The organism is Mesorhizobium sp. M0145 (genome assembly GCF_040322355.1).
GTDB lineage: Bacteria > Pseudomonadota > Alphaproteobacteria > Rhizobiales > Rhizobiaceae > Mesorhizobium.
The window spans coordinates 15,680-41,324 of the sequence record NZ_JAMYTK010000038.1; the positions used below are offsets into that span (position 1 = coordinate 15,680).

25 protein-coding genes and 1 pseudogene are annotated in these 25,645 nt (G+C 62.4%); 9 read left to right on the plus strand and 17 right to left on the minus strand.

The genetic code is table 11. From position 1 onward, the window contains the following. Positions 1-92 precede the first annotated feature (92 nt). Positions 93-863, plus strand: a complete 771-nt coding sequence (locus NKJ28_RS30675; RefSeq protein ID WP_352456438.1) for an isocitrate lyase/PEP mutase family protein — start codon at positions 93-95, stop codon at positions 861-863. Between the two features lie 14 nt (positions 864-877). Here the strand turns inward: NKJ28_RS30675 and NKJ28_RS30680 are convergent. The 3 genes and pseudogenes from NKJ28_RS30680 to NKJ28_RS30690 form a co-directional block, all read right to left on the minus strand. Continuing rightward, positions 878-1,926: pseudogene (locus tag NKJ28_RS30680) on the minus strand (M14 family metallopeptidase). Positions 1,927-2,027: 101 nt separating this feature from the next. Beyond that, positions 2,028-3,404, minus strand: a complete 1,377-nt coding sequence (locus NKJ28_RS30685; protein ID WP_352638279.1) for an FAD-containing oxidoreductase — start codon at positions 3,402-3,404, stop codon at positions 2,028-2,030. Beyond that, a complete protein-coding gene (locus tag NKJ28_RS30690; RefSeq protein ID WP_352456441.1) occupies positions 3,401-3,862 on the minus strand; it encodes a DUF4126 domain-containing protein in 462 nt (153 codons plus the stop codon). Before NKJ28_RS30690 ends, NKJ28_RS30685 begins: the two co-directional genes overlap by 4 nt. A 147-nt stretch (positions 3,863-4,009) precedes the next feature. On the opposite strand from NKJ28_RS30690, the gene NKJ28_RS30695 reads away from it, so the two are divergent. Beyond that, on the plus strand, positions 4,010-4,567 hold the full coding sequence (locus NKJ28_RS30695; RefSeq protein ID WP_352638281.1) for a sugar O-acetyltransferase: 558 nt from the start codon (positions 4,010-4,012) through the stop codon (positions 4,565-4,567). Between the two features lie 58 nt (positions 4,568-4,625). Here the strand turns inward: NKJ28_RS30695 and NKJ28_RS30700 are convergent, their stop codons facing one another. The 3 genes from NKJ28_RS30700 to NKJ28_RS30710 form a co-directional block, all read right to left on the minus strand. After that, complete coding sequence (locus NKJ28_RS30700) at positions 4,626-5,135, minus strand: RES family NAD+ phosphorylase (protein ID WP_352638283.1); 510 nt, start codon at positions 5,133-5,135, stop codon at positions 4,626-4,628. Beyond that, positions 5,132-5,611 carry a type II RES/Xre toxin-antitoxin system antitoxin gene (gene parS / locus NKJ28_RS30705; protein WP_352638288.1) on the minus strand — a complete coding sequence of 160 codons (480 nt, stop codon included), beginning with the start codon at positions 5,609-5,611 and terminating at the stop codon, positions 5,132-5,134. The genes NKJ28_RS30700 and parS overlap by 4 nt, the downstream gene beginning before the upstream one ends. A gap of 187 nt (positions 5,612-5,798) precedes the next feature. Then, entirely contained in the window at positions 5,799-6,788 is a 990-nt protein-coding gene (locus NKJ28_RS30710) for a helix-turn-helix domain-containing protein (protein WP_352638284.1), read from the minus strand. Positions 6,789-6,916: 128 nt separating this feature from the next. Between NKJ28_RS30710 and NKJ28_RS30715 the strand changes: the two genes are divergently transcribed. Further along, positions 6,917-7,564 (plus strand): cysteine hydrolase family protein, encoded by a 648-nt coding sequence (locus NKJ28_RS30715; RefSeq protein WP_023679515.1) that lies wholly within the window; start codon positions 6,917-6,919, stop codon positions 7,562-7,564. 72 nt (positions 7,565-7,636) lie between these two features. Here the strand turns inward: NKJ28_RS30715 and NKJ28_RS30720 are convergent, their stop codons facing one another. From NKJ28_RS30720 to NKJ28_RS30760, 9 genes are all read right to left on the minus strand, one after another. Continuing rightward, positions 7,637-9,316: a formate--tetrahydrofolate ligase gene (locus tag NKJ28_RS30720; protein WP_352456446.1), complete on the minus strand. Its 1,680-nt coding sequence runs from the start codon at positions 9,314-9,316 to the stop codon at positions 7,637-7,639. Positions 9,317-9,623: 307 nt separating this feature from the next. Further along, positions 9,624-10,748, minus strand: coding sequence for a DUF2333 family protein (locus tag NKJ28_RS30725; RefSeq protein ID WP_023679513.1), 1,125 nt, complete (start codon positions 10,746-10,748; stop codon positions 9,624-9,626). Between the two features lie 15 nt (positions 10,749-10,763). Next, a complete protein-coding gene (locus NKJ28_RS30730; RefSeq protein ID WP_352575756.1) occupies positions 10,764-12,068 on the minus strand; it encodes a DUF6638 family protein in 1,305 nt (434 codons plus the stop codon). Between the two features lie 109 nt (positions 12,069-12,177). Further along, positions 12,178-12,594, minus strand: a complete 417-nt coding sequence (locus NKJ28_RS30735; protein ID WP_352568022.1) for an endonuclease domain-containing protein — start codon at positions 12,592-12,594, stop codon at positions 12,178-12,180. Between the two features lie 137 nt (positions 12,595-12,731). Then, positions 12,732-14,642, minus strand: coding sequence for an AAA family ATPase (locus tag NKJ28_RS30740; protein WP_352638286.1), 1,911 nt, complete (start codon positions 14,640-14,642; stop codon positions 12,732-12,734). Between the two features lie 24 nt (positions 14,643-14,666). Continuing rightward, on the minus strand, positions 14,667-15,812 hold the full coding sequence (locus NKJ28_RS30745; protein ID WP_023679509.1) for a hypothetical protein: 1,146 nt from the start codon (positions 15,810-15,812) through the stop codon (positions 14,667-14,669). 35 nt (positions 15,813-15,847) lie between these two features. Then, on the minus strand, positions 15,848-16,936 hold the full coding sequence (locus tag NKJ28_RS30750; RefSeq protein ID WP_023679508.1) for a hypothetical protein: 1,089 nt from the start codon (positions 16,934-16,936) through the stop codon (positions 15,848-15,850). Between the two features lie 215 nt (positions 16,937-17,151). After that, complete coding sequence (locus NKJ28_RS30755) at positions 17,152-17,541, minus strand: c-type cytochrome (protein ID WP_352638287.1); 390 nt, start codon at positions 17,539-17,541, stop codon at positions 17,152-17,154. A 127-nt stretch (positions 17,542-17,668) separates the two neighbouring features. Beyond that, positions 17,669-18,280 carry a thymidine kinase gene (locus NKJ28_RS30760; protein WP_023679506.1) on the minus strand — a complete coding sequence of 204 codons (612 nt, stop codon included), beginning with the start codon at positions 18,278-18,280 and terminating at the stop codon, positions 17,669-17,671. A gap of 237 nt (positions 18,281-18,517) precedes the next feature. Here NKJ28_RS30760 and NKJ28_RS30765 point away from each other — a divergent pair, with 237 nt between their 5' ends. The 3 genes from NKJ28_RS30765 to choV all read left to right on the plus strand — a co-directional run bounded on the left by NKJ28_RS30765 (position 18,518) and on the right by choV (position 21,604). Next, complete coding sequence (locus NKJ28_RS30765) at positions 18,518-19,453, plus strand: choline ABC transporter substrate-binding protein (protein ID WP_023679505.1); 936 nt, start codon at positions 18,518-18,520, stop codon at positions 19,451-19,453. Between the two features lie 118 nt (positions 19,454-19,571). Then, positions 19,572-20,426 carry a choline ABC transporter permease subunit gene (choW, locus tag NKJ28_RS30770; protein WP_254819158.1) on the plus strand — a complete coding sequence of 285 codons (855 nt, stop codon included), beginning with the start codon at positions 19,572-19,574 and terminating at the stop codon, positions 20,424-20,426. After that, positions 20,423-21,604, plus strand: coding sequence for a choline ABC transporter ATP-binding protein (gene choV, locus NKJ28_RS30775; protein ID WP_023679503.1), 1,182 nt, complete (start codon positions 20,423-20,425; stop codon positions 21,602-21,604). The genes choW and choV overlap by 4 nt, the downstream gene beginning before the upstream one ends. Positions 21,605-21,840: 236 nt before the next feature. Here the strand turns inward: choV and NKJ28_RS30780 are convergent, their stop codons facing one another. Together NKJ28_RS30780 and NKJ28_RS30785 are read right to left on the minus strand one after the other, a co-directional pair. Next, a complete protein-coding gene (locus NKJ28_RS30780) occupies positions 21,841-23,250 on the minus strand; it encodes an ATP-binding protein (protein WP_023679502.1) in 1,410 nt (469 codons plus the stop codon). Continuing rightward, positions 23,247-23,963, minus strand: a complete 717-nt coding sequence (locus NKJ28_RS30785) for a response regulator (protein WP_352568020.1) — start codon at positions 23,961-23,963, stop codon at positions 23,247-23,249. The genes NKJ28_RS30780 and NKJ28_RS30785 overlap by 4 nt, the downstream gene beginning before the upstream one ends. Before the next feature lie 237 nt (positions 23,964-24,200). Between NKJ28_RS30785 and NKJ28_RS30790 the strand changes: the two genes are divergently transcribed. The 3 genes from NKJ28_RS30790 (at position 24,201) to clpS (ending at position 25,358) form a co-directional block, all read left to right on the plus strand. Then, positions 24,201-24,545, plus strand: coding sequence for a hypothetical protein (locus NKJ28_RS30790; RefSeq protein ID WP_023679500.1), 345 nt, complete (start codon positions 24,201-24,203; stop codon positions 24,543-24,545). A 34-nt stretch (positions 24,546-24,579) separates the two neighbouring features. Next, the gene (locus NKJ28_RS30795) at positions 24,580-24,795 is read left to right on the plus strand and encodes a hypothetical protein (RefSeq protein WP_352456451.1); all 216 of its coding nucleotides are present in this window, start codon (positions 24,580-24,582) and stop codon (positions 24,793-24,795) included. A 257-nt stretch (positions 24,796-25,052) separates the two neighbouring features. Beyond that, on the plus strand, positions 25,053-25,358 hold the full coding sequence (clpS, locus tag NKJ28_RS30800; protein WP_023679498.1) for an ATP-dependent Clp protease adapter ClpS: 306 nt from the start codon (positions 25,053-25,055) through the stop codon (positions 25,356-25,358). The last annotated feature ends 287 nt before the right edge of the window (positions 25,359-25,645 follow it).

The window sequence follows — 25,645 nt, forward strand, 5'->3', positions numbered from 1 at the left end:
GGCTGCCGCTTTCGCAACCCATGGCACATGGCCAAGACCGGCCGTCCTGCCTAGACTCTGCATCAAACAGCAGGAAGACGGGAAAACATCAAATGACCCAGCAGTTCGACCGCGCACGGACGTTCCATTCCCTCCATGTCAAGGGAAACCCGATTGTCCTCTACAATGCCTGGGACCCAGGCTCCGCCAAGATCATCGAGAAAGCAGGGGCCAAGGCCATCGCCACCGGAAGCTGGCCGGTCGCGGCCGCTTTCGGATTCGCGGATGGCGAGAAAATCCCGTTGGAACTGGCGCTCGAAAACATCAAACGCATCGTTGCGGCGGTGGATGTGCCGGTAACCATGGACCTCGAGGGGGGTTACGGGGTCGCTCCGGAGGTTGTCGCCCGCAGCGTGACGCTCGCCGTGCAGGCAGGAGCCGTCGGCTTTAATTTCGAGGATCAGATCGTCGGCGGCAGTGGGCTGCACGACATCGCCATACAGGTGAGGCGGATCGAAGCGGCTGCAGCGGCGGTGAAGACGTCGGGTATTCCGGCCTTCATTAACACCCGAACCGACATTTTCCTGAAGACTAAACCGAATGCGCACGACAAGGCTCTTCTCGATCAGGCGATCGAGCGGGCGCACGCCTACGAAAGGGCCGGAGCGCATGGCTTCTTTGCGCCGGGGCTTGCCGATGAAGGCCTGATCGAGGCGCTCTGCGAGGCAACGGCATTGCCGGTCAACATCATTGCCCTGGCGCATGTGCCGCCGCGCCAGAGGCTTGCCGAACTCGGCGTCGCCCGCGTGAGCCATGGTCCGGTGCCGTACCGGCAGATGGCCGAATGGCTGGAGGCCAAGGCGCGACAGGCGATTTCGGGGTAGCCTGGCGGGGTGCGTCAGTCCTCCAACGTTCCCGACCTTGCATCGGCGCTCGTCCCGTCGCCGACCAGCTTCAGGAGGTCTTCGCCGGCGCGGATGATGCGGCGGGAACGCCGCGTCAGGATGAGGCCCGCCTGCGGCGCCAACACTTCCGTGCGGCCGTCGGGCTCGCCGGGCGCGTGGACGATGGTGGCAAGGCGCGCACCCTTGGCTACCCGGTCGCCCGGTTTCACGTCGTAAAGGATCGCGCCCGAGCGGGGCGCCGGCATCATCTCGATGTTTTCGAGCGGCGCGACGAGCCCAACGAAGCTGCCAGGCGCGGGCAGCGCCTGATCCTGGATGACGTCGCGCGCCACCAGCAGCCGGTAGAGCCCTTCGGCATCGGCACCGGCGAGGGCGCCGTCGACATCGAGTATGCCGCGATATTCGACCGTGGTGGCGACGCGCCGGTCGAGGCACGCGACGTCGGCTGGAGCGTTCTGATACGGCATGATTGAGGCGCCCTCGAAGGTGCCGTCGGGATCTTCGTGCCACAGCATCACCGCATCGACGCCCATGGCCGCCGCACAGTCCGCCATGGCCGGCCACAGGCTCGTGTGGACGTAGAGATAGGTGAGGCCTTCATCGTCGCAATGCAGGTCGAGCACGATGTCGTGGCCGATGGAGAGCTGCAGCAGCCGCGTTTTCAGCCGCTGGTCGACCGTGCCGTGCGCCGGCAGCAGCGTGAGGTCGGGCGCGGCGAGCCGCGGAAAGCCGCGATTGAAATTGGTGCGCGTGCCCAGATGGAAGCGGCCCTGATGGTCGCCGTAGAGATATTGCGCGCGGCCGATCGGATTGGCCCAGGGAACGATGGTCATATTGCCGGTGATGCGGCCTTCGGCTTCCGCCTTGCTGAGCATCGGCATCAGCGTTCGATGGCGACGACGCCCGGCAATTCGCCGGCATGAAGTGCCGCCTGCAGATAGGCGGAAGGCGCCGTCTTGTCCGTTCCGGCGAAGCGGAAGACGGGGAATTCGTAGGAAACGCCTTCGCTGTCGCCGGCGACGCGTTCGATGGACTTCTGCATGGGATGGCTCCGGGAGAAGAGGCGGAACACATGCCCTTTTGCCGCTGGGCTGTCGATTGGTCCAGCCGGCGCCGCCATGGGCGCACGATTCTACCCGGCCGTCACACCAGCGGCTTGAGTTCCTGGGCGATGGTCGGCAGAAGCTCCGAGACGTTCGGGTGGATGTGCACGGCGCGCGCCAGCGTGCTGACCGGCGCCTTGGCATACATCAGGTCGAGCACGCAGTGCACCGCCTCGTCGCCGCCCGGGCCGAGCACCGAACAGCCGAGGATCTCCCTGGTGTCGGCATCGACCAGGATCTTCATGAAGCCTTGCGTCTCACCTTTTTCGACTGCACGGCTGACGCGGGTCATTGGCCGCTGGCCGACCAAGACGCGTCGGCCGGATTTCCTTACCGCGGCTTCGGTCATGCCGCAGCGGCCGAGTGGTGGGTCGATATAGAGCGCATAGGCCTCGATGCGGTCGCTGACCTTGCGCGGATCGTTGTCGAGCAGGTTGGCGGCGACGATCTCGTAGTCGTTGTACGAGGTGTGGGTGAAGGCGCCCTTGCCGTTGCAGTCGCCCATCGCCCAGATGCCGGGCACGCTGGTGCGCAACTGGTCGTCGACGACGATGAAGCCGCGTTTGTCGACCTCGACGCCGGCTTTGTCGAGGCCGAGATCGTCGGTGTTTGGCGTGCGGCCGAGCGCCAGCAGCACATGCGAGCCGACCGCAGCCGCCTTGCCTGGCGAGAAGGTCACGGCGATTTCGTTGCCTCGCCTGGCGAAGCGGATGTCGTCGGCGCCGAGATGGACGGCAATGGCTTCGTTTTCGAGGATCGACAAAATGGCGTCCGAGACATCCTCGTCCTCGCGACCGATCAGACGCGGGCCTTTTTCGATGACCGTAACTTCGGAACCGAAGCGGCGGAACATCTGCGCGAATTCGAGCGAGACGTAGCTGCCGCCGACAACAATGAGATGGCGCGGCAGCACGTCGAGATCCATCATCGAGGAATTGGTCAGGTAAGAAATGCCGTCGATGCCGGGCAGGTCGGGCACCGAGGCGCGCCCGCCGGTGTTGAGGAATATCTTTTCGGCGCTCAGCAGATCGTCGCCGACGCGCACCGTGTTGGCGCTTACGAAGCGCGCATGGCCGCGATAGAGCGTGCATTTGTCCATGCCGGCAATCCAGTCTTCGAGATTGCCGCGGGCGTCGTTGGAGACCTTGTCCTTGCGCGCCTTGATCGCCTTGTAGTTTACGCCGACGGGACCGGATAGCGTTACCCCGTAATCCGCGGCGGAGCGGGCGAGATGCGTGGCATAGGCGCTTGCCACCATCGTTTTGGTCGGCGTGCAGCCGGTGTTGACGCAAGTGCCGCCGACCAGCTTTCGCTCGATCAGCGCCACGCTCATGCCGGCCGCATTCAGCCTGCCGGCGAGCGGTGGGCCGGCCTGCCCGGCACCGACGATAATGGCGTCGAATGTCTTTGCCGTCATGCCACCGCCGCCACGATCAGAAGCCCGCCGACGATCGCCACCGCGTCCTCGATGAAGGCGGCGGGCGGGTCCTTGCCGAAGGCGGCGGCCAGGCGTTTACGCGCCTCGGCGCCGCCCAGCGTGCCGATCACCGCGCCAACGGCGCCGGCGATCAGGCCGCCGATGGTGGCGCCGCCGGTCGCTCCGATCACCGCGCCGGTGAAAGCGCCCAAGACGATACGCGTGCCGAATTGCTGCGGCACCTTGCGGCTCGGCGCCGAGGGCAGCTGGTCGGTGACCAGTTCGGCGATGGCCAGGATGGTGAAGATGCCGACGGCGATCCAGTGGCCCATGAAGCTCGCCCAGGTGTCCGCGACCGGCAACCAGCCAAGCCAGGCGCCCCAGGCGACGGCGGCGGGCGCGGTCATGGCGCGAAGCCCGGCAACGATGCCAATCAGGAGTGCAAAAATGTACAGCATGATTGATCCCCTCGATGGCCGGCTTGGGACAGGTCCGAGAGAGCAAGCTACCATAGGTCCGGTATTTGACCAGAGGTGGTGTCGCCGCCGGCGCTTCCGTATTTTCACCACTTGTACTTTGGCAAAGTTGAAACTGGAGTTGCAGCCATGGCCGGAAGCGAACGCATGAAAATGGCGGCGGGCGAGTGGTATTGCTGCCTCGATCCGGAACTGGAGGCGTTGCGCATCACGGCGCGAGACGCGGTGTTCGAGCACAACAGCCTGCCGCCCCGGCAGCGTCGCGATATCGGGCCTGGATTGCGGACGCTGCTCGGCGCGGCGGGCGAGGGCACCCGGATCGAGGCGCAGTTCCACTGCGCTTATGGCTTCAACATCTTTCTCGGCGACCGCGTTTTTCTCAATGCCGGCTGCACCATTCTCGATACGGCTTCAGTGCGCATCGGCAAGGGAACGCTGGTCGGCCCCAATGTGCAGATCTATTGCGCCGAGCACCACAAGGAGGCTGCGGGGCGGCAGGCAGGGCTGGAGATCGCCAGGCCGGTCGAGATCGGCGACAATGCCTGGATCGGCGGCAGTGCCATCATCCTCGGCGGGGTCAGGATCGGCGATGGCGCCATCGTCGGCGCCGGTGCTGTGGTGACGCGCGACGTGGCGGCGAACACCACGGTGGTCGGCAATCCGGCACGGGTAATCAGCAACAACTGAGCACCGTGCTTCTGTTGCCGGTCACGTCCTCGTTCTGATGGACATGGGGGCGGCTATGTCACTTGGCCGGAGGTGGATGCAACCGTGTGTCGAGCGCAAACGCCTCCTGGATCTTCATGGCGTATGCCCCTCTGGCGAGGCTCGCGTCGAAGATCAGGTTCCAGCTACGCTGCGATACCGCGCTAGGAATCACCACGAACCGGTGCCGTTGCAGAAGATCGTCGCCAAACGCCTGTTGCCCGGAGCTCGGAATGCCCGGGCGCAACCAGTTGGGGTTGGGCACGGCGGCGGGGTCGACGATATGCACATCCGCGACATCGCTGACGATCGCTGCCGTCATGACATGCGCTATCGTGTCGAGCGCCCTGAAGCCCTTATGAACCGCAACCTCGAGGATCGCAGTCGACGGATCGATCGAGCAGTAGACGGCGCGCACGCCCTTGCTGTTCCAGCGTCCGCCCACCCTGTATGCGCCCTCGCCACTATCCCATGTAGGCGCAAACGCGGCTTGATCGAGGCGCCATCCGATGAGGTCGGAGCCACCAAGCGCCGCCGGCAGCGGCGTCATGCATAAACGCCATATTCAAGCCGTTCCAGATAGTCTTCTACAAGCTCGATCCCCGCCGGCGTCGCCAGAAGGTCGATTGGACGACGCTGGTCGAGCCCAATCGCCGGGCGCTCCAGCCATTGCTCTGCCTCCGCCTGCGAACCGAACACGTCGGTCGCTTTCGACAGGATCTCCGCGAACTTCCAGGTGCGTCCGCTCTGGTCCTGACTGAGAGGCTTGGACGGAGCATCCTTGCGGCGCTGGTAGGTGCGCAGGCTCATGCCGACGGCCTTCTCCAGCGAATCGGTCTTCTGGATGAAGACGAGTTGCCCGATAAGATGGTCCAGCGCTGAAGCCGGCAGGCCGTGCAGAAGCAACTCGTGGGCATCCAAAGCGCTGCTGAGGCGCCTTGCCAGAATGCGGCTGCCGCCCAGCAATTTCGCCACCTTCTGAAGTTCATTGTTTTTTGCTGCTGGCGCAGCCTTTTCCAATGCCATCGCCGCGGCGAGCCCTCTTCGCGTCATCTGTCGCTTTAATATATGACAGATGACGCAGAGTCTTTCAAGCACGACAGGATCGAGAGCAGGGCAATCGCTTCGAGAGAAAAGATAGCCTACTCGGGCCAGCTGGCAGTCCAACGTCGGCACTGAAGCGATTGCCCTGGAATCGAGCGCGAGCCGAATTTCACCTCGGCATGTGCGCCACGCGCTCCTCCTGAGCACTCTTCGAGAATTCGCGCCGGTACTGCGCCGGCGAGGTTCTGAGGCGCGCTGCGAAATGCTGGCGCAGCGAGGTGGCGCTGCCGAAGCCGGCCTCGAAGGCAACCGTGTCCATCGATTTTTCCGTTGCTTCCAGCAGCCGTTGCGCCAGCTGGATGCGCTGGTCGGTCAGCCAGTCACCGAAACTGGTGCCGATCGTTTTCTGGAAACGGCGCGTGAACGTCCGGCGGGTGAGGCCGGCGTGACCGGCAACGCTGTCCAGACTGTGCGGCTCACCCAGGGTTTTGCGCACCGCTTCGAGAGCCTGGGTGAAGCGGTCCGCATTGCCGGTCCTGGCGATGGGACGTTCGATGAATTGAGCCTGCCCGCCCTGCCTATGCGGAGAAAGCACGATCTGCCGGGCAAGGCGAAGCGCCGCCTCCGCGCCGTAACGAGCCCGTACGACGTGCAGGCAGCAGTCGAGCCCGGCGGCGACGCCGGCGGATGTCACGACATCGCCATTGTCGATGTAGAGCACTTCCGGTTCGACGAGAATGTCGGGATAGAGTTCCTGCAGCTGATCCGCGTAGGCCCAGTGCGTCGCCGCTCGCCGCCCCGAAAGCAGTCCGGTCGCCGCAACAGCGAACGTTCCCAAGCACAGTCCGACGATCAGCGCGCCGCGCTCGTGCGCGCCAAGCAACGCGTCGATCAATGCGGCTGGAGGCGAGCTCCCGAGATCCTTCCAGCTTGGCACGATGACGATGTCGGCGTCATCGAGCGCGGAAAGCCCGTGCGGGACGCTGATGGTCAGCCCGGCATCGGTGCGGATCGGCCCGTCCTCAATCGCGCAGACCCGGAAGTCGAAGCGCGGCAGGCCGAGCTCCGTGCGATCCGCTCCGAACACGAGACACGGCACGGAGAGATGAAACGGGCTGATGCCATCGAAGGCGATGGCGGCAACGGCAGGATCGGTCATGGGAGCTCCAGCAACGGGTGAGGCCGATTGTCCCAATTCTTTCGAATAATGTCAATCGGGACACTTTTTGCAATCCGGTGCCGAGCTTATCGTCCACCCATCAATGTCCAACGGGAAAGGAAAACCCCATGTCGCAACCAGCCAAAGGCAAAGCTCCACGCCGCGCCCTCATCGTCATCGATGTTCAAAACGACTATGACGGCGGCAACCTCGCCATCCAGCATCCGCCCTTCCGCGACAGCGTCGTCAATGTGGCGCGAGCGATGGATGCGGCCACCGAGGCAGGCGTCAAGGTGGTGGTCATCAAACAGTTGGCGCCGGAAACCTCACCGGTGTTCGCCAAGGGCAGCCATGGCGCCGAGTTGCACCCGGAAATCGCCAGGCGAAACCGCGACCACTACATCGAAAAGAACTTGCCCAGCGCCTTCACCGGCACGGACCTCGAGGAGTGGCTGCGCGCCAACTCTATCGATACGATCACAGTCATCGGCTACATGACGCATAATTGCGACCTGTCGACGGTCATCCACGCCGTGCATATGGGTTTTGAGGTCGAGTTCCTGTCGGACGCAACGGGGTCGTTGCCGTACGCCAACAGCGCCGGCTACGCTTCGGGGGAGGAAATCCATCGCGTGGTGACGATCGTATTGCAGTCGCGCTTCGCGGCCGTTCTCAAAACCGCCGAGTGGATCGATTGCCTGAAGACCGGCGTGGTACCCCAGCACGACACACCCTATGCCTCCAACCAGCGCGCGCTGGCGCGAAGCGCGGCGTAGGAGACTGTTGCGAACATGCAGAAGGGCGCCGCAGCGTTGCGGCGCCCTTTGCCGTTCAAGCGTTGATTGTCCCTAAAACAGGCCTTCGATCTGGCCCATTTCGTTCAGGAAAATCTTTTCCGAGGATGGCGCTTTGGGCAGGCCGGGCATGGTCATCACCTCGCCGCAGATGATGACGACGAAGCCGGCGCCGGCAGACAGCCTGACCTCGCGCACCGGTACGGTGTGGCCGGTCGGCGCGCCGCGCAGATTCGGATCGGTAGAGAAGGAATATTGCGTCTTGGCCATGCAGACCGGCAAATGACCGTAGCCGGCGTGCTCCCAGGCGTGGAGTTGGTCGCGCACCGATTTGTCGGCGATCGCTTCGGAACCGCGATAGATGCGCTGGACGATGGTGTTGATCTTCTCGAACAGCGGCATGGCGTCCGGATAGAGCGGGGCGAATTGCGACGCGCCGGATTCGGCCAACGCCACGACTCTTTTGGCCAGTTCCTCGATGCCGGCCGATCCCTGAGCCCAGTGCTTGCACAGGATCGCCTCTTCGCCCATCGAGGCGACGTAGTCCTTCATCGCCTGGACCTCGGCCTCGGTATCGGAGTAGAAATGGTTGATGGCGACCACTGCCGGCACACCGAACTGGCGGATGTTCTCGATGTGGCGGCCGAGATTGGCGCAGCCCTTCTTGACCGCCTCGACGTTCTCCTTGCCGAGGTCCTCCTTCTTGACGCCGCCGTTCATCTTCATGGCGCGAACCGTGGCGACGATGACCGCCGCCGCCGGCCTCAGGCCGGCCTTGCGGCATTTGATGTCGAAGAACTTTTCGGCACCGAGATCGGCGCCGAAACCGGCTTCGGTGACGACGTAGTCGGCAAGCTTCAGCGCCGTCGTCGTGGCAACGACGGAGTTGCAGCCATGCGCGATGTTGGCGAAGGGGCCGCCATGGACGAAAGCCGGGTTGTTCTCCAGCGTCTGCACGAGATTGGGCTGCATGGCGTCCTTCAAGAGTACGGCCATCGCACCGTCGGCCTTGAGGTCGCGGGCATAGACGGCCGACTTGTCGCGACGATAGGCGACGATGATGTCGCCGAGGCGCTTTTCCAGGTCCTTCAGGTCGGTCGATAGGCACAGGATGGCCATGACTTCCGAGGCGACTGTGATGTCGAAACCGGCCTCGCGCGGGAAACCGTTGGCGACGCCGCCGAGCGAACAGATGATCTCGCGCAGCGACCGGTCGTTCATGTCCATGACGCGGCGCCAGACGACACGGCGGGTGTCGATGCCGAGCTCGTTGCCCCAATAGATGTGGTTGTCGATCAGCGCCGACAGCAGATTATGGGCGGTGGTGATGGCGTGGAAATCGCCGGTGAAGTGGAGGTTCATGTCCTCCATCGGCACGACCTGCGCGTAGCCACCGCCGGCGGCACCGCCCTTGACGCCGAAATTCGGTCCGAGCGAAGCCTCACGGATGCAGACGATGGCCTTCTTGCCGAGGCGGTTGAGGCCATCGCCCAAGCCCACCGTCGTCGTCGTCTTGCCTTCGCCGGCCGGTGTCGGGTTGATGGCGGTGACGAGGATCAGCTTGCCATCCTTGTTGCCCTTCACCGACTTGATGAACTCGGCCGAGATCTTCGCCTTGTCGTGGCCGTAGGGCAGAAGATGTTCGCTCGGAATGCCGATCTTCTGGCCGATCTCCTGGATCTGCTTCTTCCTGGCGCCGCGCGCGATCTCGATGTCGGACTTCACTTCGGCCATGGACGACTTCCCTCTGAATTGGACGGATTTGACTAGTGTGGTCGCAAGAATAGCCCGGCATTGCAGGCGCGGGCATGTTCTACCCCTGTCGCTGCCGCGGCGTCAACTTTCATGCAACTATGTTTCCTACGAAGAAAATGCCTCTGCGGCCGGCTGCCCTGCTACAGGTTCTTTTCGCGCCGGTTGCCGCGCCGTATAGAAGCCAGAGCAGGCGCGGTTCCGCCGTCTCAAAACAGCCGCGTAATACGCGAAAAGCGACAGAAGCAACGGCGCAAATTCACCAGCGCCGGCTGTGCGGGACGATCCGCTACTGCGTCAGCACGTTGCTGATCTCGACCATGTTCGAGCGCACCCTGAGTATGTAAAACCCCATCGTCGTCAGATGTGTCGGCAACAGCCAGCCGTCCTCGCGGCCATTGGCGATGATGAAGGGCTGGATGCGCAGCGCCGAGACGAATTGCGCGTCCATCGTATCCCACAGGTTCTGCAGGTGCTTTTCCTTGATGACGTCCTCGAAGTCGGCCTGTGCGCCCTTCATCAGCCCGTAATAGGCATAGAGCTGGCCATAGGCGAACCAGAAGCGGTCGTCGGCGCGTGTGTCGAACCAGCCATTATTGTGGTTTTCGGCACGCTCCTTGAGGATCGCCGAGGTGGAACCGATATCGGACGAAATGCGGTCGATATACTGCTTGAGATTGTCGGCGCGGGCATCGAATGTCGCCTGGCAGGCTGCGAGGCGGGCGTTGAAGGAACGCAGCTTGCGCACCGCGTCGCGATAGTAGCTCGGCGTCGGCGTCTTGGGCCCGAACGGGTTCAAGCCGAAATACCAGGTTTCCTCATCGAACTGCAGATTGCCGCGGGCGTCCTGCAGGTCGGCGTCGATCTGCGAGGTGGTGCGGACGCGGCCGAGATTGTCGGCAAGCTCGGTCGCCGTGCGCCGCACCGCCTGGTTGATGCCGCGCTGGAACGACGCCTTGTTGTCCATGAACGGCGTGTGGTCCCAGTCGATGCCGAACAGGCCGAGCTTGTAGAGGATCATCGACGACACCCAGGCATTCTGGTTGACGTTGAAGTCGGTCAGGTCGGCAGCGACCTGGGCAATGGCTGAATTTCCGCAGGTCTTGGCCGTGTCGGTGCCGGCGCCGGCGGAAACCTGTTCACCGGCGGAGCTGTTGCGTTTTTCGAACGTGTATTTGTCGACGTAATTCGGGTCGAAATTGTTCCACCACTGGGTGGCGTAGAAGAAGTTGACATAGAGACCGATCAGCACGAGCACAGCCAGGCCGAGCACCGCCTTCAGGATCCAGCCGCGTTGCGTGTACCAGCGCCCCGCCCACAGGAACGGCCACAGGATCGCGCCGATGAGCAGGCCGATGCCGCGGCCAATCCACTGGAAAATCCGGGTGAAGAAATTCACGATCGGATCAAGCATGGCGATGTCACCCCCTCAGTCAGTCAAGCCGTAGAGGCGTGTGCGAAACGCCACCTTGTCCTTCAGATATGTGGTTTTCAGAACGTCCACAACATGCGATCGCCAGGCGTCGCTGAAGCCTTCATAGTCCCTGTAGAAGCCCGGCTTGTTGAAGACGTAACGCGAAACGAAGTCCTGCGGCACGAAGTCCGAGATCAGCTGGTTGGTCAGCCAGGCGTCGGGATGGTCCGGCTTGGCGCGGATGACCAGGAAGCGCTGCTGCGGGAACACGTCCTCGATCTTGAGATGGCCGAGCTGGGCGATCTCGCGCTTGGCGGCGTTGAGGAAGGGAAAATTGCCGTCCCTGGTGATCAGATCGGTATGGCCGTGGATCCAGGTCTGCAGCCAGACCTTGTCGACGTCGGTCAGATTGCGGTCGGGATCGGCGTCGCGGATCAGCGCGCGCACCACCATTTCGGCGCGATGCTCGAGATAACCGGAGGTTTCGATCCATGAGGCGCGCGGCAACTCGAGGCGGCCGGTCGAGGCGAGGAACTTGAATACCTTGTCGGCGTCGTGGATCGAAAGGTAGCTCACCTGCCATGGCCGCGAGCGGCGGAAGCCCGGCGCTGCCGGGTCGCTGATCACCGTCGTCACGTCGGGATCGACGAACACATAAAGTCCGCCGAAATGGCTGGTCCAATAGGCATTGTGGCGGAAGATCACCTGGTCCGGCACCAGCGCATTCTCGCGGATGTCGCCGCAGATCTTCGCCAGCTCGACCATGTGGGCAAGCATGGCGTTGTCGCGCCAGGCATCCGGTTCCTGCTTCAGCCGGTCGACCAGCTTGCCGAGTTCAGCGGCCTTGCCGAGCACATCCTCGGCCGACAGCACCTTGAATTCGACCTGATTGATCGACAGCAGGTCCTCGATGTCGTCGACCTTGGGGACCGAATCCTCGATCTCGCCGTAGATGACGTCCTTGATCGTCAGCGCATCGATGGCGCGCTGGTTCTTGGACATGAACTCGTACATCAGCAGCGAAGTGTTGGAGAACGCCGTGTGCACCACCGGCAGGTCGATCTGCGACGGCGTCAGGATGATGAAGCGACGGTTGACCTCGTTCGGATCGAGGTAGCTGTAGTCGCCGCATTCCTCGGCGACCTGCGGCGAGAAGCCAGTGCGATCGATCTCGAAGCTTTTCAACTTGGTCGGCTTCAAGCCGAACGCGACCATCGCCTTGTTGTAGCGCTGGATCAGGTGCGGCTCGTCGATCGTCAGCAGCCGGCCGTAGATCAGCTCGTTGTCGCGCAACAGATCGGGTTTCTTGGCGGGGCTCATGTGCGCGATACCAATGGATCTTGCGCTGGAGGATCGAGCTCCAGCGGTGACGCCCCCCTCTCCCCGTTTTTCACGGGGAGAGGGTAAGGGTGAGGGGCGGCGCGAACGGTCAAGGACATGTCTCTCCATACCCTTTGGCGGCGACAAATCGAAGATCATGCGTTTCGATATGGCGTTCGAGGCGTCCTTCGATCGCAGCCAATATTGTCTCAAGGACTGCTTCCCGGTCCTTCAATACGTCGACGTTCCAAAAGCGCAGCATGGACCAGCCATTCGAGACGATGAAGCGATCCCGGATTCGATCATATTGGCTGCCGACATGCTGACTGCCATCGACTTCGACGACCAGCTGGCAGTCTCTGCAGGCGAAATCGGCGAAGTAAGAGCCTATCGGCAACTGCCGTACGAATTTATGGCCGTTCAGTCTGCGGTCGCGCAACTCCATCCAGAGCGCGGTTTCTGCATCGTTGTCGGATTGACGCAGGCGCCTTGCGCGCTTGGTTATGTCTATTTCTGGTCCACGCATGCGCTGCCCCTCACCCTTACCCTCTCCCCGTGAAGAACGGGGAGAGGGGGGCGTCAGCTTTTGAGCCACGTCTTTCAGCGTTGCTGTGGGAGCTTATGCAGCGCACCAGGGGCAGTGGTATCCGGCGAGAAGAAACCTCACGCATTCCACAGCCCCTTTTTCTTCAACTCCTCGATCTCGCGCACGGCACGCTCCCGCAGACGGGTGTCGCGGATCATCTTGGTCACCGCCGCATCATCGGACTTGTCGGAATAGCGGAACTCGGAATCCGCGTAGCGGTTGATCTCCTGCATGACCATGTCCATCGAGAATGGCCCGCGCAGCTCCTCGATCATCGCTTTCTTGTCGTCGTAACCCTTGTGCATGAAGGCTTCCGGCTTTTCGAACCACTCGTCCGGCAATTCGATGTCCATGGCGCGCATCTTGATGGCATCGGTGACGTTCTTGATGGCGCGACCGGTAAAGCGCGGCTCGGCATCCTTGATCATATGCAGATAAGTGCCGATGTCGGCCATCGTCTTTGGCGCGCCATTCTCCTTCATGTAGCGCTCATAGACCTTCATCAACCCGTCTTCCTGTGGCTTCTCATGCTCCTCGTAAGCTTCGATCACCGCGCGCTGGATCTCTTGCGCCACATAGAGCTTGTGGTCGCCGAGCGGGATCTTGTGGTTCTTGCCGGCGAGCAGAACGAAGATGTCGATGTAGTCGTCGCGGCTCTGCGGGCCGTCGACCAGCCAGCGCGCGCCGGCGCGCTGGCGTAGCGCGTCGTCGACGTTTTCGGGATAGTTGGAGAACATGCCGAACGAGCAGTTGCCGCGCACCACGGTCGCCGCACCTCCAAAGGCGTCCATCAGGACGCCGGTGATTTCCTGCTGGCCGGCCGAGGCGCGGTCGTCGGACCGGCGTGCCGCCACCTGGTCGATATCGTCGATGGTGCCGAAGCCGATGACGCGCGGGTTCAGCACATTGTTGATGAACTGGCGGCAGTTCTGGCCGGACTTGCCCTGGTAGGAGGAGATCTGGTCGACGCCGAAATTCTCGTAGGCGAAGGGATAACCGGCGACCTGGCAATAACCATTGAGAAGACCGGCGATCATCTGGATCAAGGTTGTCTTGCCGGTGCCGGGCGCGCCATCGCCGATAAAAGTGAACAGGAAGCCGCCGAGCTCGACGAACGGGTTCAGCTCGCGCTCGAAGTCATAGGCCATCAGCATCTTGGCAAGCTTGACCGACTGGTATTTGGCGATGTGGTTGCCGACGACCTCTTCCGGTTTTTTGAAGGTCATCACCAGCGGCTTTGCCCGCTTACCCGGCGCGACGTCGAAGCCGTCAAGGGTAAAATCGTCGACGTCGATGCGGATATGCGCGTTCTCGAACGGACCGATGCCGTCGAAGCGGCCCTTTCGCGCCAACAGCCCGTCGATGGCGACGCGGGCAAAGGCGCGGGCGCGGGTCATCAGGTCGGCATCGTCCTTCGAACCCGCTATCGCCCTGTCGAGCCCGGCCACGATCGACTTCACCGCATCCTGTGGCGTGTCGAACAGAAAGTCCGGCTCGGGCGTGTCGTTCGGCGCCTCGCCGTCGCTGTCGATCAGCTGGAACAAATAGGAGGCAAGGCTGAAGGCGGAGATGTAGGCAGAGGCCGACAGCAGCTTCTTGAAGGTGGCAGCTTCATCGCCTTCGAGCGGCGCGCGGGCGTTTTTCGCCTGCAGACTTTCGAGGTCCGAGCCCTCGGCGAAGACATCCGATATGGCCAGCGCTATCGCTGTGCCGCGCCGGGCGCGAAACAACAGCGTGTGCTGCGGGATAGTCAGCAACTGGTCGTCGGAATGGACGGCGGCGACGGTTTTGGAGAGCTCGACCTCGCGCGTGCGGCGCACCGAGCCGACCGAGACGGTAGAGACGAAGCGGCGGTTGGTGCCGGCAAGCGCGGTGCCGGACTCGCGCGATGGGTCCTCCAGCACGACGATGCGAGTGATGAAACTTTGCGCAGTGGCACGGTGCTTTTCAATTGCCGCTTCCGGGATGGTGGTCAGGCCGGTGTCCATGGAGGATGCTCCGCGATTTGATGGTCAGACGTCGCTGATGACCTGCCCTTTGGACAGGATGTGGACCTTGTAGCCCGAAAAGATCTTCTGCGCCTCGCCGGCGGCATAGAGCGCCTGATAGGCCTCGTGCGGAATCAACGCATGGTTCTCATAGCTCGACACGCCTTGCCGCGCGGCCTCGAGATCGTCGGTATTGATGAAGAATTCCTGCGTCGTCTTTTCGCTCGAAAACAGCCCCTTGCGGCCTGGCTTTTCGGCCTTGGAAAAGACCTCCTGGATGGTCCAGGTCAGCAGCCAGGCGTTTTCCGGCTTGCGCACCTTGGCCAGCACTTCGCTCACCGTCGAATTGTTGTCGGTAATCCCTGCAGAATAGAACGGGCCGAGCACGACGCGACGCAGTTGCTTGGGATGCAGCGGCTCGAAATCCTTGTCGAGGTTGACCGCGATGGTCGCCGGCGACAGCGCGTAGGCGGAATTCTTCTCGGTGAAATCGTCGAAACGGTGGGCAAGCTCGGGATTGAGCAAGCCGTCGACCGGCAGCGGAATGTCGACCCTCTCATTAAGTTTGCCACTGGAGTCGACAAGCTGCCGGATCATGTCGTCCGAGGAATCCTCGACCGTCACCATATACACAAGCGGCAGGTTGGCGCTGCCGTCGAAGCAGGCCCAGTGGACCAGATAATAGGGGCGCAACGTCTTCGGATTGACCGACACCTTGACCGTCTGGGCCAGCGTGAACGGGCCGAAGGTGGTCTCGCTCTTGACGTCCTCGAGGTAAAGCCGCTCGGCCATCGACTTCTGCAGCGCTTCGGGAAATTCCTTGTGGCGCAGGATGAAGTCCGCCATTTCCTCGCGCAGCTCATCGGCCAGCGGAAGGTTGGCGAGGCGCGCATCGGCCTGGAGCCGGTCGTTCTCCAACTCGAGCAGGTTCTGGAAGACCGGAAAACCGCTTTCGGCGCGCGAGATGCGGAACGTCTCGGTGAAGCCCAGCCGGTTGCGCCAGCACGAGAACGACTTGTCGAGCCGCGCAATATATTCGGCGACGACCTTGGCGACGATGCCGTGCCGATAGAGCGGCGAGCGATCGTCGCGCATGAACACTTCGAGGCCGCCAAGTGCCGCCGTGATCGCCGAGAAATAGCGCGCCGCAGCTTCGTTTTCGGGGGTCATGCTGCCAGCCCTTGGGAGCAGTGCACGTGCAGCAATTACGATTGCACGTAATTTGCCGAATTGTGCTTCTTCATCACATCGTCGAAGCGGCGGGCGAAGGCATCGTCGGCGAGCTTCTTGCGGCGCTGGATGTCGGCGGTGGCGACCATGTTCTTCTCGTGCATTTCAAGCAGATCGCCGATGTGCTTTTGCGAGGCGGCACCAATGCCGGCCATGGTCTCTTCGGCGGTGTTGTCGACCTGGCTGCCCAGCGTGTTGATCTTGTGGGCGACATCCTGTTGGGCGGCGGTCTTCAGCGAATCTTCCAGCGCCTTGTACAGAACGATGCGCTGCTCGGTATCGATGGTCAGCTTGTTGATCAGCGTCGATTGCGCCGCGATCTGGTTGTTGAGCGAATCGACGAAGGTCTGGAACATCGAGGTGTAGCGCTCCAGCGTCTGGCTTTCGGCCAGCAATTCCTGCTCCTTGGCCTGCTTCTCGTTGTATTCCGTGGCCAGTTTCGAGCGTTCGCCTTCCAGCTGCGTGCGCACCTTCTGGCTGGTCGAGGCGGCGATCTTGTTCTCGATGTCGAGCAGCATCGGGTTGAGCTCCTCGATGCGCTTCTGCACGGTCTCGAGATTGGACATGGTGGTCTTGCGGCGCTCGATCACCTGCGACAGGCTGGCCTCGGAGGTCTTGTAGCGCGTGTCGAGAACCTGCTTCTGAGCCTTGAGGATGCCGACGATGGTGTCGGATTTCGCCAGCAGCTCCTGCAGATTGCCGGCCAGCGACATGTTGCGGACGCGGTCGGTGCGCAGGCGCTGCTTGCGCTGGCTGGAGAAGACACCGACGAAATTTTCCCAGCCGGTGTAGTTCTTCATGCTCTCGAATTCGGCGCCGAAGACGTTGGTGGCGTCCTCGAGGCCGATAATCAGGTCGGCGATATTGCCTTCCATCACCTTCTGCTGCTTCAGCACATCCTCAATGCGGGCATTCTCGATGTCGAAATTGGCGTCGCCGATCTTCTTGTCGGCGGTGGCGAGCGTGTCGAGCACAGTACCGGACTGCTCGATCTTGGTGCGCATGTCCTCTACGACCTGCTTGGTCTTGGCAATCTCGGCATCGAAATTCTGCAATGTCGCCATTGGGGCCTCCCGCTTCGGCATCGGTTTCGTTTCGCAAACCGCCGCGAATATATGTGCCGGGTTTGGCGAATGAAAGACGGAAGACATGGGATTACAGGAAAACAAAAGAATTTCAGGAGGCCGACCGCAGGATAGTCAGGCAATGATTACGGTGTAACTGCCGTCCGGTCAGACACCGCTTCAACCGCGGCTGGACTTTAGGTCGGGAGCGACGCTCAGGGCTTGGGATCGGCCTTGAGGTAGGCGATGACATTGGCGATGTCGTCGTCGCTGGTCAGGCCGGAGAAGGCCATTTTGTTGCCGGGGACCTTCTGCCGCGGCGCCCGCAGGTATTCGGCGAGGTTTGCTTCGTCCCAGACCAGGCCGGCGGCGCCGGCGTCCTTCATCCCCTGCGAGTAGCGGCTGAGATAACTGTTCGCGGTGCCGGCGGTGCGGCCGACGACACCCAGCAGATGCGGGCCGACCTTGTCGTGGTCGCTCGTGGCCTCATGACAGGCCATGCATCTGTTGAAGACTTTCTTGCCGAGAGCGGCATCGCCGTCGGCATGCGCGGCAAGAGCGCCGGCGATGAGGAAAGCAGCGGCAGACGAAATGGCTCGAAGCATGGGAACTCCCCGACGGCTCTGGCTGAGAGGTTCTGAAATAGCAAGCAGGCCTTAAACAAGCGCCGCACGATGGCGCGATTGGTGAACGAATGTCGGCCGGGAGGTCGGATGAAAGCAATAGCGCTGGTCAGGTTTTGGTGAAGCCGATGAAATCGTCGGGCACGGCGCGGCCCATTTCTTCTTCCCAATGGCGGCGGCAGAGCGAGACATAGACATCCTTGCCGATCGCCACCTGTTCGCCCTGTTTCGCCACCTTGCCGTCGGCGCCGAGGCGCACCACCATCGTCGCCTTGCGGCCGCAACGGCAGATGGTGCGCACCTCGCGCAGGTCGTCGGCGATTGCCAGCAGGGTGCGCGATCCGGAAAACAGCTTGCCTTGGAAATCGGTGCGCAGGCCGTAGCACATGACCGGGATGTTCAGCCGGTCGGCGATGCGGGCGAGTTGCCAGACCTGCTCCTCTTCGAGGAACTGCGCCTCATCGACGAAGACGCAATGGACCGTGGCGTGGTCGTGATGCTCGGCGACCCGGGCAAACAGATCGTCGCCGTCGCGGAACATCTCGGCTTCCGTCTCCAGGCCGATGCGCGACGAGATCAGCCCGGTATCGCCCTTGCGGTAGTGGCCGGCGATGAACAGCATCGTCGTCATGCCGCGCTCGCGGTAATTATACGAGGCCTGCAACAGCATCGTCGTCTTGCCGGCATTCATCGTCGCATAATGGAAGTACAGCTTGGCCATGCCGTCCTTTTAAGCCGAGTTGCAACAAAGCGGGGAGGGGGAGCGCCTACATTCCACCGGGAAAAGGCGACTTCCATCCGGAAAGCGGCGGGCGTGTCGCTGATCGGCCAGCCTGCGCCGTTGTTCGTGATTGCCTTAGTGCTTGAAACCGCAGCAGAATGATGTTTGGCTGACGGAACAAAGGCGGAGATAAAACCGTCGCTTCGCTTCACCGAGAACTGAAATGGGAGAATTTTCATGTCGCGTATGAGTTCATTCGTCGCCGGCCTCGGCCTGGCGGCTTTTCTATCCACGACTGGGGCCTTCGCCGGCGATCCGGAAAGCTGCAAGACGGTGCGTCTGTCCGATGTCGGCTGGACCGACATCCAGGCGACCACCGGCGTCGCCTCGGTGCTGCTCACGGCGCTCGGCTACGAGCCGCAGGTGATCCAGCTTTCGGTGCCGGTGACCTATGCGTCCCTGAAGAACAAAGATCTCGACGTGTTCCTCGGAAACTGGATGCCGTCGATGACCAACGACATCAAGGACTATGCCGCCGAAGGCTCGGTCGAGACCGTCAGTGAAAATCTCAGCGGTGCCGGCTACGGCATCGTCGTTCCGACCTATGTCGCCGATGCCGGTGTCAAGACGCTGACCGATCTCGGCAAATTCAAGGACAAGTTCGACGGCAAGATCTACGGCATCGAGGCCGGCAATGACGGCAACCGCATCATCCTCGACATGATCAAGGATCCGAAGACCAATCTCGAAGGCTTCGAACTGGTCGAATCTTCCGAGGCCGGCATGCTCACCCAGGCCGACCAGTCGATGAAGAACAATGAATGGATCGCCTTCCTCGGCTGGACGCCGCATCCGGTGATGGGCGCCATGAAGATCACCTATCTCGAGGGGATGGGAGATAGCGGCTTTGGTGCTGCCACCGTGCATACCAATGTACGCAAGGGCTACATGAGCGAATGTCCGAACGCCGGCAAGTTCATCGCCAATCTGAAGTTCAACCTGGACATGGAAGGCGAGATGATGGACGCGATCCTGAAGGGCGGCGACGCCAATACGGTCGCGACCGACTGGCTGAAGAAGCACCCGGACGCGGTCGCTCCCTGGATCGCCGGCGTCACCACCTTCGACGGCGGCGATGCGGCGGCTGCGGTGAAAACGGCGCTCGGAAGCTGACCCGACCATCTGGCATGACGAGACAAGGGGCAGCCACGGTAGAAATGGCTGCCCTTTTTCATATCCTGTGACAAGATGACCGTCCGGCGAAGGACGGCGCCGGTAGAAGAGGGGCTAGATGGATCCGATCTCCAAATTCCTGGTCAGTTACAAGATTCCCATCGGGGCATGGGGGAAGGCGTTTTTCGGCTTTCTCACCGACAATTTCGACACCATCTTCAGGGCTTTTTCCAACAGCCTCAACTTCCTGCTCGACGGCATCGTCGACGGGCTGCTGTTGCTGCCGCCGGTTCTGCTGATCGCGCTGATCGCTCTGCTCGCCTATTTCCTGCAGCGCTCGAAAGGCCTGGCTTTGGCGGTATTCATCGGATTGCTGTTCATCCTCAACCAGAACCTGTGGAAGCAGACGGTGGAGACGCTGGTGCTGGTGGTCGCCGCCGCCGCCGTGTCGATGGCCATCGGCGTGCCGCTCGGCATCTGGGCCGCGCACAAGCCGAAGGTGTATCGCGTCATGCTGCCGGTGCTCGACCTGATGCAGACATTGCCGACCTTCGTCTACCTGATCCCGGTGCTGACCCTGTTCGGCCTCGGCAACGCGCCCGGCCTGATCGTCACCATCATCTTCGTCATCCCGACCTCGGTTCGGCTCACCCATCTCGGCGTCACCTCGGTGCCGAAATCGATCGTCGAGGCGGGCGAGGCGTTCGGCGCCACCAAGCGCCAGCTGCTGTGGAAGGTCGAGCTGCCTTCGGCGCTGCCGACCATCATGGCTGGGCTGACCCAGTCGATCATGCTGTCGCTGTCGATGGTGGTGTTCGCCGCCCTGATCGGCGCCGGCGGCCTCGGTACGGAAATCAACCGGGCGCTCGGTTCGCGCAGGATCGACCTCGGGCTTGAGGCAGGGCTGGCGATCGTCGTGCTCGCCATCGTGCTCGACCGGATGACGCGCATCGGCGTGGGAGGCAAGAAATGACCGTCGCCGTCGATTTCAGGAATGTCGACATCGTCTTCGGCGCCGACCAGGCAGGCTCGCTGGCGCTGATCGACAGTGGTGCCACCCGAGCCGAGATCCTCGAACAGACCGGCAACGTACTGGGCTGCGCCGGCGCCAGCCTCACCGTGAACGAGGGCGAGATCTCGGTGCTGATGGGGCTTTCCGGCTCCGGCAAATCGACGCTGCTCAGAGCCGTCAACCGGCTGAACGTCGTCTCGCGCGGCCAGGTGCTGGTCAAGGACGGCGACGGTACGGTCGACGTCGTCACCTGCGACGAGGCGACGCTTCGGCGGCTGCGGCAGAAGCAGGTGGCGATGGTGTTCCAGCAGTTCGGGCTGCTGCCGTGGCGCACGGTGGAGGAGAATGTCGGCCTTGGCCTCGAGCTCGCCGGCGTACCCGAAGCCGAGCGCAAGGAGCGGGTGAACAGGCAACTGAAGCTGGTTCATCTCGACCAGTGGTCGAAGAAATATGCGCATGAGCTTTCCGGCGGCATGCAGCAGCGCGTCGGCCTGGCGCGCGCCTTTGCCACCGAGGCGCCGATCCTGCTCATGGACGAGCCGTTCTCGGCGCTCGATCCGCTGATCCGGACCAAGCTGCAGGACGAGTTGCTGCAGCTCCAGGCCGAGCTGAAGAAGACCATCATCTTCGTCAGCCACGACCTCGAGGAGGCGCTGAAGATCGGCACCCATATCACCATCATGGAAGGCGGGCGCATCGTGCAAACCGGCGCGCCGGAAGACATCGTGCTGCGGCCCGCCAACGACTATGTCCGCGACTTCATCGCCAATGTGAACCCGCTCTCGGTGCTGACCGCGTGGAACGTCATGCGCGACCGCCGCGACCTCGAACACGGCGAGAACGGCTGGGTGTGGCTCGACCGGCGCAGGACGACGCGTTTCAAGATCGACGAGCATGGGCTGGTGGCGGCGGCCGAGCGCGACGGCAAGCCCGCGGTATGGGTGTCCTGCGCCGATGTCGAAGCCCAGCCGGAGGAGACGGCGCAGGTGTTCTGGGCCAATCCCGGCACCTCGCTGAAGACCGTGATGCTGGCCATGCATCGCTCGCAGACGGCACCGGTGGCGCTGTTCGACGACCAGTCGCGCTTTGTCGGCGCCATCGGCGTCAGGGATGTGCTGAGCGCGGTGTTGAGAAGGTAGTTTTTCTCCTTGGGGAGAGAACCAAGACCAAACGCCGAGTTCTGTCGCGCCCCCCTCTGTTCTGTCGGACATCTCTCCTACTTGGGGGAGATCGGCGGTTTCGCGGACGGCTCTCACATTCCAACGTTTGTAATTGGCGAAATCGGCGACGACGGCCAATCTTCCCACCTGTGGAGGAGGTGTCCAGCAGAACAGAGGGGGCGCGAAGGAACGCCGGCTTAGCCCGATACCGCAAGCTAAACCGCAAGCGGCAGGCGCAGCTCCGTCATCAGGCCGCCATCGGGATGGTTGGACAGGCTGACTTCGCCGCCGGCGCTACGGGCGATGTTGCGGGCGATGGTCAAGCCGAGGCCGAGGCCGCCGGTCTGACGGTTGCGCGACTGTTCCAGGCGCACGAACGAGCCGAACACGGCGTCGAGCTCGGCTTGCGGTATGCCCGGACCCTCGTCATGGATCGCCAGCGTGATTGTCTTGCCTGATTGACGCAGGCTGAGATGCGCCCTCTTGCCATAGGTCACCGCGTTCTGGACGAGGTTGGTGACACAGCGCCGTAGCGCGACCGGCCGCGCGACGCAGATCAGGCCGCGCGAGCGCGCGTCCTCATTGTCGAAGGAGACCTCGTCGAAGCCGTCGGCGATCGATTCTACCAGCGACCAGAAATCGATCCTCTCGCTCTTCTCCTCGGTCACCTCGAAAGTGGCGAAGTCGATGACCGAGCTGGCAATGCCTTCGATGTCGGCGAGGTCGTGCGCCAGTGCGGCGCGCACGGACGAATTCCTCAGCAGTTCGAGGCGCAGCCGCATCCTGGTCAGCGGCGTGCGCAGGTCGTGCGCCAGTGCGGCCGCAAGATGCTCGCGGTCCTCGACGTAGGCGCGCAGCCTCGCCTGCATGGCATTGACCGCCTTTGCCGCGGTACGCACCTCGCGGCTGCCGCTCTCGGCGATCGGCGGGCTTTTCAGGTCCTCGCCGATCCGCTTCACCGCGGTCTCCATCATCCGGTAGGGCGCCGTCAGCCGGCGCAGCGACCAGATCGAGGAAGCCACCACCAGCCCGGCGATCAAGGCATAGAGCGGCAGGCTATCGAAGCTCAGTATCGGTCCGGCCGGTGTGTTCGGCTCGGTGAAGTTCAGCCATTGGCCGTCGGCAAAGCGAAGCGAAGCGGTCAGCTTGTCGCTCTGGGCGAAATCGGCCGCCAGCACCAGCAGGTCGCGCTCGACCTGGCCGATATCGGGACCGGCGACCGTCCCACCGGGAGCGTCGGCTTCGTGCGTTGCCGGGTCGCGGCGGACCCGCGCGTCGGTGATGCCGAACTTCGATAGCCGACCGACCAATATGTCTTCCAATTCGGCCAGTTCGTCGTCGCCGGCTATCGACGAAGTAACGGCGGGCGTGTCGGAGACGGTGAGCGCATAAGTGGCGTTGAACAGGCCGGAGGCCGTCGCCTTGCGCTGTTCCGGCGTAGCATCATGCATCAGCTGCACCAGCGAGAAGGCGCGGTCGTTCAGCCGGTAGAGATCGACGACGTCATTGGCGGCGGCACGGTCGCGCGAAACGATGTAAAGGGTCGCGATCTGGCTGATCAGCAGGCCGGCGATGACGATGAGCAGCACCCAGACCGGCAGCGTTTGCGGCAGGATGCGTCTCATTCGGAGGTCGTCTCAGGCAGGAACTGGTAGCCGCCGCTGCGCACGGTCAGGATCAGCTTCGGCGTTTTCGGGTCGTCCTCCATCTTGCGCCGCAGCCGGCTGACCAGAATGTCGACGCTGCGGTCGAAGCTGTAGCCGCTGTCGCCGCCGGACAGCTCGATCAGCTGCTCGCGGCTCAGTACGCGCTGCGCGCTCTTGACGAAGGTCTGCAGGAGATTGAATTCGGCCATCGTCAGCTCGATCCTGACGTCGCCGGGCGCCATCAGCCGGCGGCGCGAACAGTCCATCGTCCAGCCGGCGAAATGGTAGATCTGCCGCGAGGCGGCGCGTCGCGGTTCGGCGGCGCCATTGCGTCTCAAGACGGCACGAATGCGTGCGAGCAGCTCGCGCGGATCGAAGGGTTTCGGCACGTAGTCGTCGGCGCCCATCTCCAGCCCAACCACGCGGTCGGTAGTTTCGGTAACCGCGGTCAGCATGATGATCGGCGTCGAATAATTGGCGCGCAACTCGCGGCAGAGCTCCAGCCCGCTCTTGCCGGGCAGCATGACGTCCAGGACGATCAGGTCGACCTGGGCGCGGCGCAGGATGGTCTCCATCTCGGTGCCGTCGGCGGCGATCGATGTATGCAGCCCTCGCTTCTGGAAAAATTCCTGAAGCAGGTCGCGAATGCCCTTGTCGTCGTCGACGATCAGTATGTGGGGGTCGGATTTCACCGGGAACCTGTCATTTGTGGATCGCCCAAGCGCTGCTTCGGCCGTCAGCCAGACGATAGAATTCAGGCCATAAGTTGGCCAGTGAAGATCGGCGGCTCGATCCGGGCTGCCCAGAAACAATCCAGAAACAAAATTCTACAATCCGGAAAAACTGCCGAAAAAAATCAAAGGCATAAGTGGTGCCGTGGCGGTCAGGTCATCGGCTGCGACACGCGTTACGGGATTACGGACAGACCAATGCAAAGGTTCTCGATCAGTCTGATGGGTGCGTTGCTTTCCATTTCGCTCGTCACGGCCGCGGTCGAACATGCCGATGCAAAACTGGCCGATGCGAAGGTGGCCAATGCAAAGGCGGCCGATGCAAAGGTGGCGACCACCCGCAGCGAGCGTTGCATCGATCTGAACCGCCAGTTTGACGAAGCCCTCGAAACCCATGCCGCGGCAACGCAGGTCACCGCTGCGAAAGCACTTCAAAGAAAGGGAAACCGGTTCTGTGCCAACAAGAAACAGGCACAGGGAATCCGGATGCTCGCGAATGCTTTGAAGCTGCTTGGAGTGACACCGATCGATCCCGTTCAGTGACACAATCCGATCTGCACAAAAAGGAAGTGAAGCCATGAAAAAGTCCCTCCTCTCCGCCCTCGGTCTCGCCATCGCGCTGGCCGTCTCGATGCCGGTTCTCGGCGCCAGCAGCGCCAATGCCGCGACCACCACCCCGGCTGCGACGACAACGACGACCGCTGCGCCGGCCAAGGCCGTGAAGAAGGTCGCTGCCAAGAAGACCGTCAAGAAGCACAAGAAGCACGCGGTCAAGGCAACTCCGAAGGCCTGATCAAGCGACATCTTTCTACCCTATGAGAAGACCGCTCCAGTTGCGATTTGCCTGGAGCGGTCGTCTTTTTTGTTGCGTGCAGACAGTAGGGCCAGTCCCGGCCCACACCCCCCGTTGAACGCCAGACGGCAGTTCCCACATAGGCACGGACTTTTGAACTGCGCCTGCCGGGAAGCCGATCGCGCGCGGTTGAATGGACGACCGCTTTTGCCCATGTCAAAATGACCGCAAAGCTGTCGTACGCAATTGCCGGTCCAATGCCTGAAATCACGACAAAACCCCGTACCAGCACGAAGCCGAAGGTCGAACGGCCGAAGCTCTACAAGGTCATCCTGGTCAATGACGATTTCACTCCGCGCGAGTTTGTCGTGACGGTGCTGAAGGCCGAGTTCAAGCTCAGCGAAGACCAGGCGCATAGGATAATGATCACCGCGCACCGGCGCGGCGTCTGCGTTGTCGCCGTCTTCACCAGGGATGTCGCCGAGACTAAGGCGGCGCGGGCAACCGATGCCGGCAAGGCCAAGGGCTACCCGCTGATGTTCACGACGGAGCCGGAGGAGTAGGGCGGTTCGCTTTCTTCCTTCTCCCCTTGTGGGAGAAGGTGGCCGAGCGAAGCTCGGTCGGATGAGGGGTGTTCCAGCTTGGCAAGGACGGCACTCCGTCCAGCACCCCTCAACCGTCTTGGCGCTGCGCGCCAATCCACCTTCTCCCACAAGGAGGGCTTTGCACGGGAAGCGAAATCCTGGTTGGTGAGTTAATGGGGCTTTTTTTGAAGGCCGGGAAAGCAGTTTTCGACGGCTTGGTATGGCATCGACCGGCATGACCGGCCGATCCGCCGATTTTAGACAGA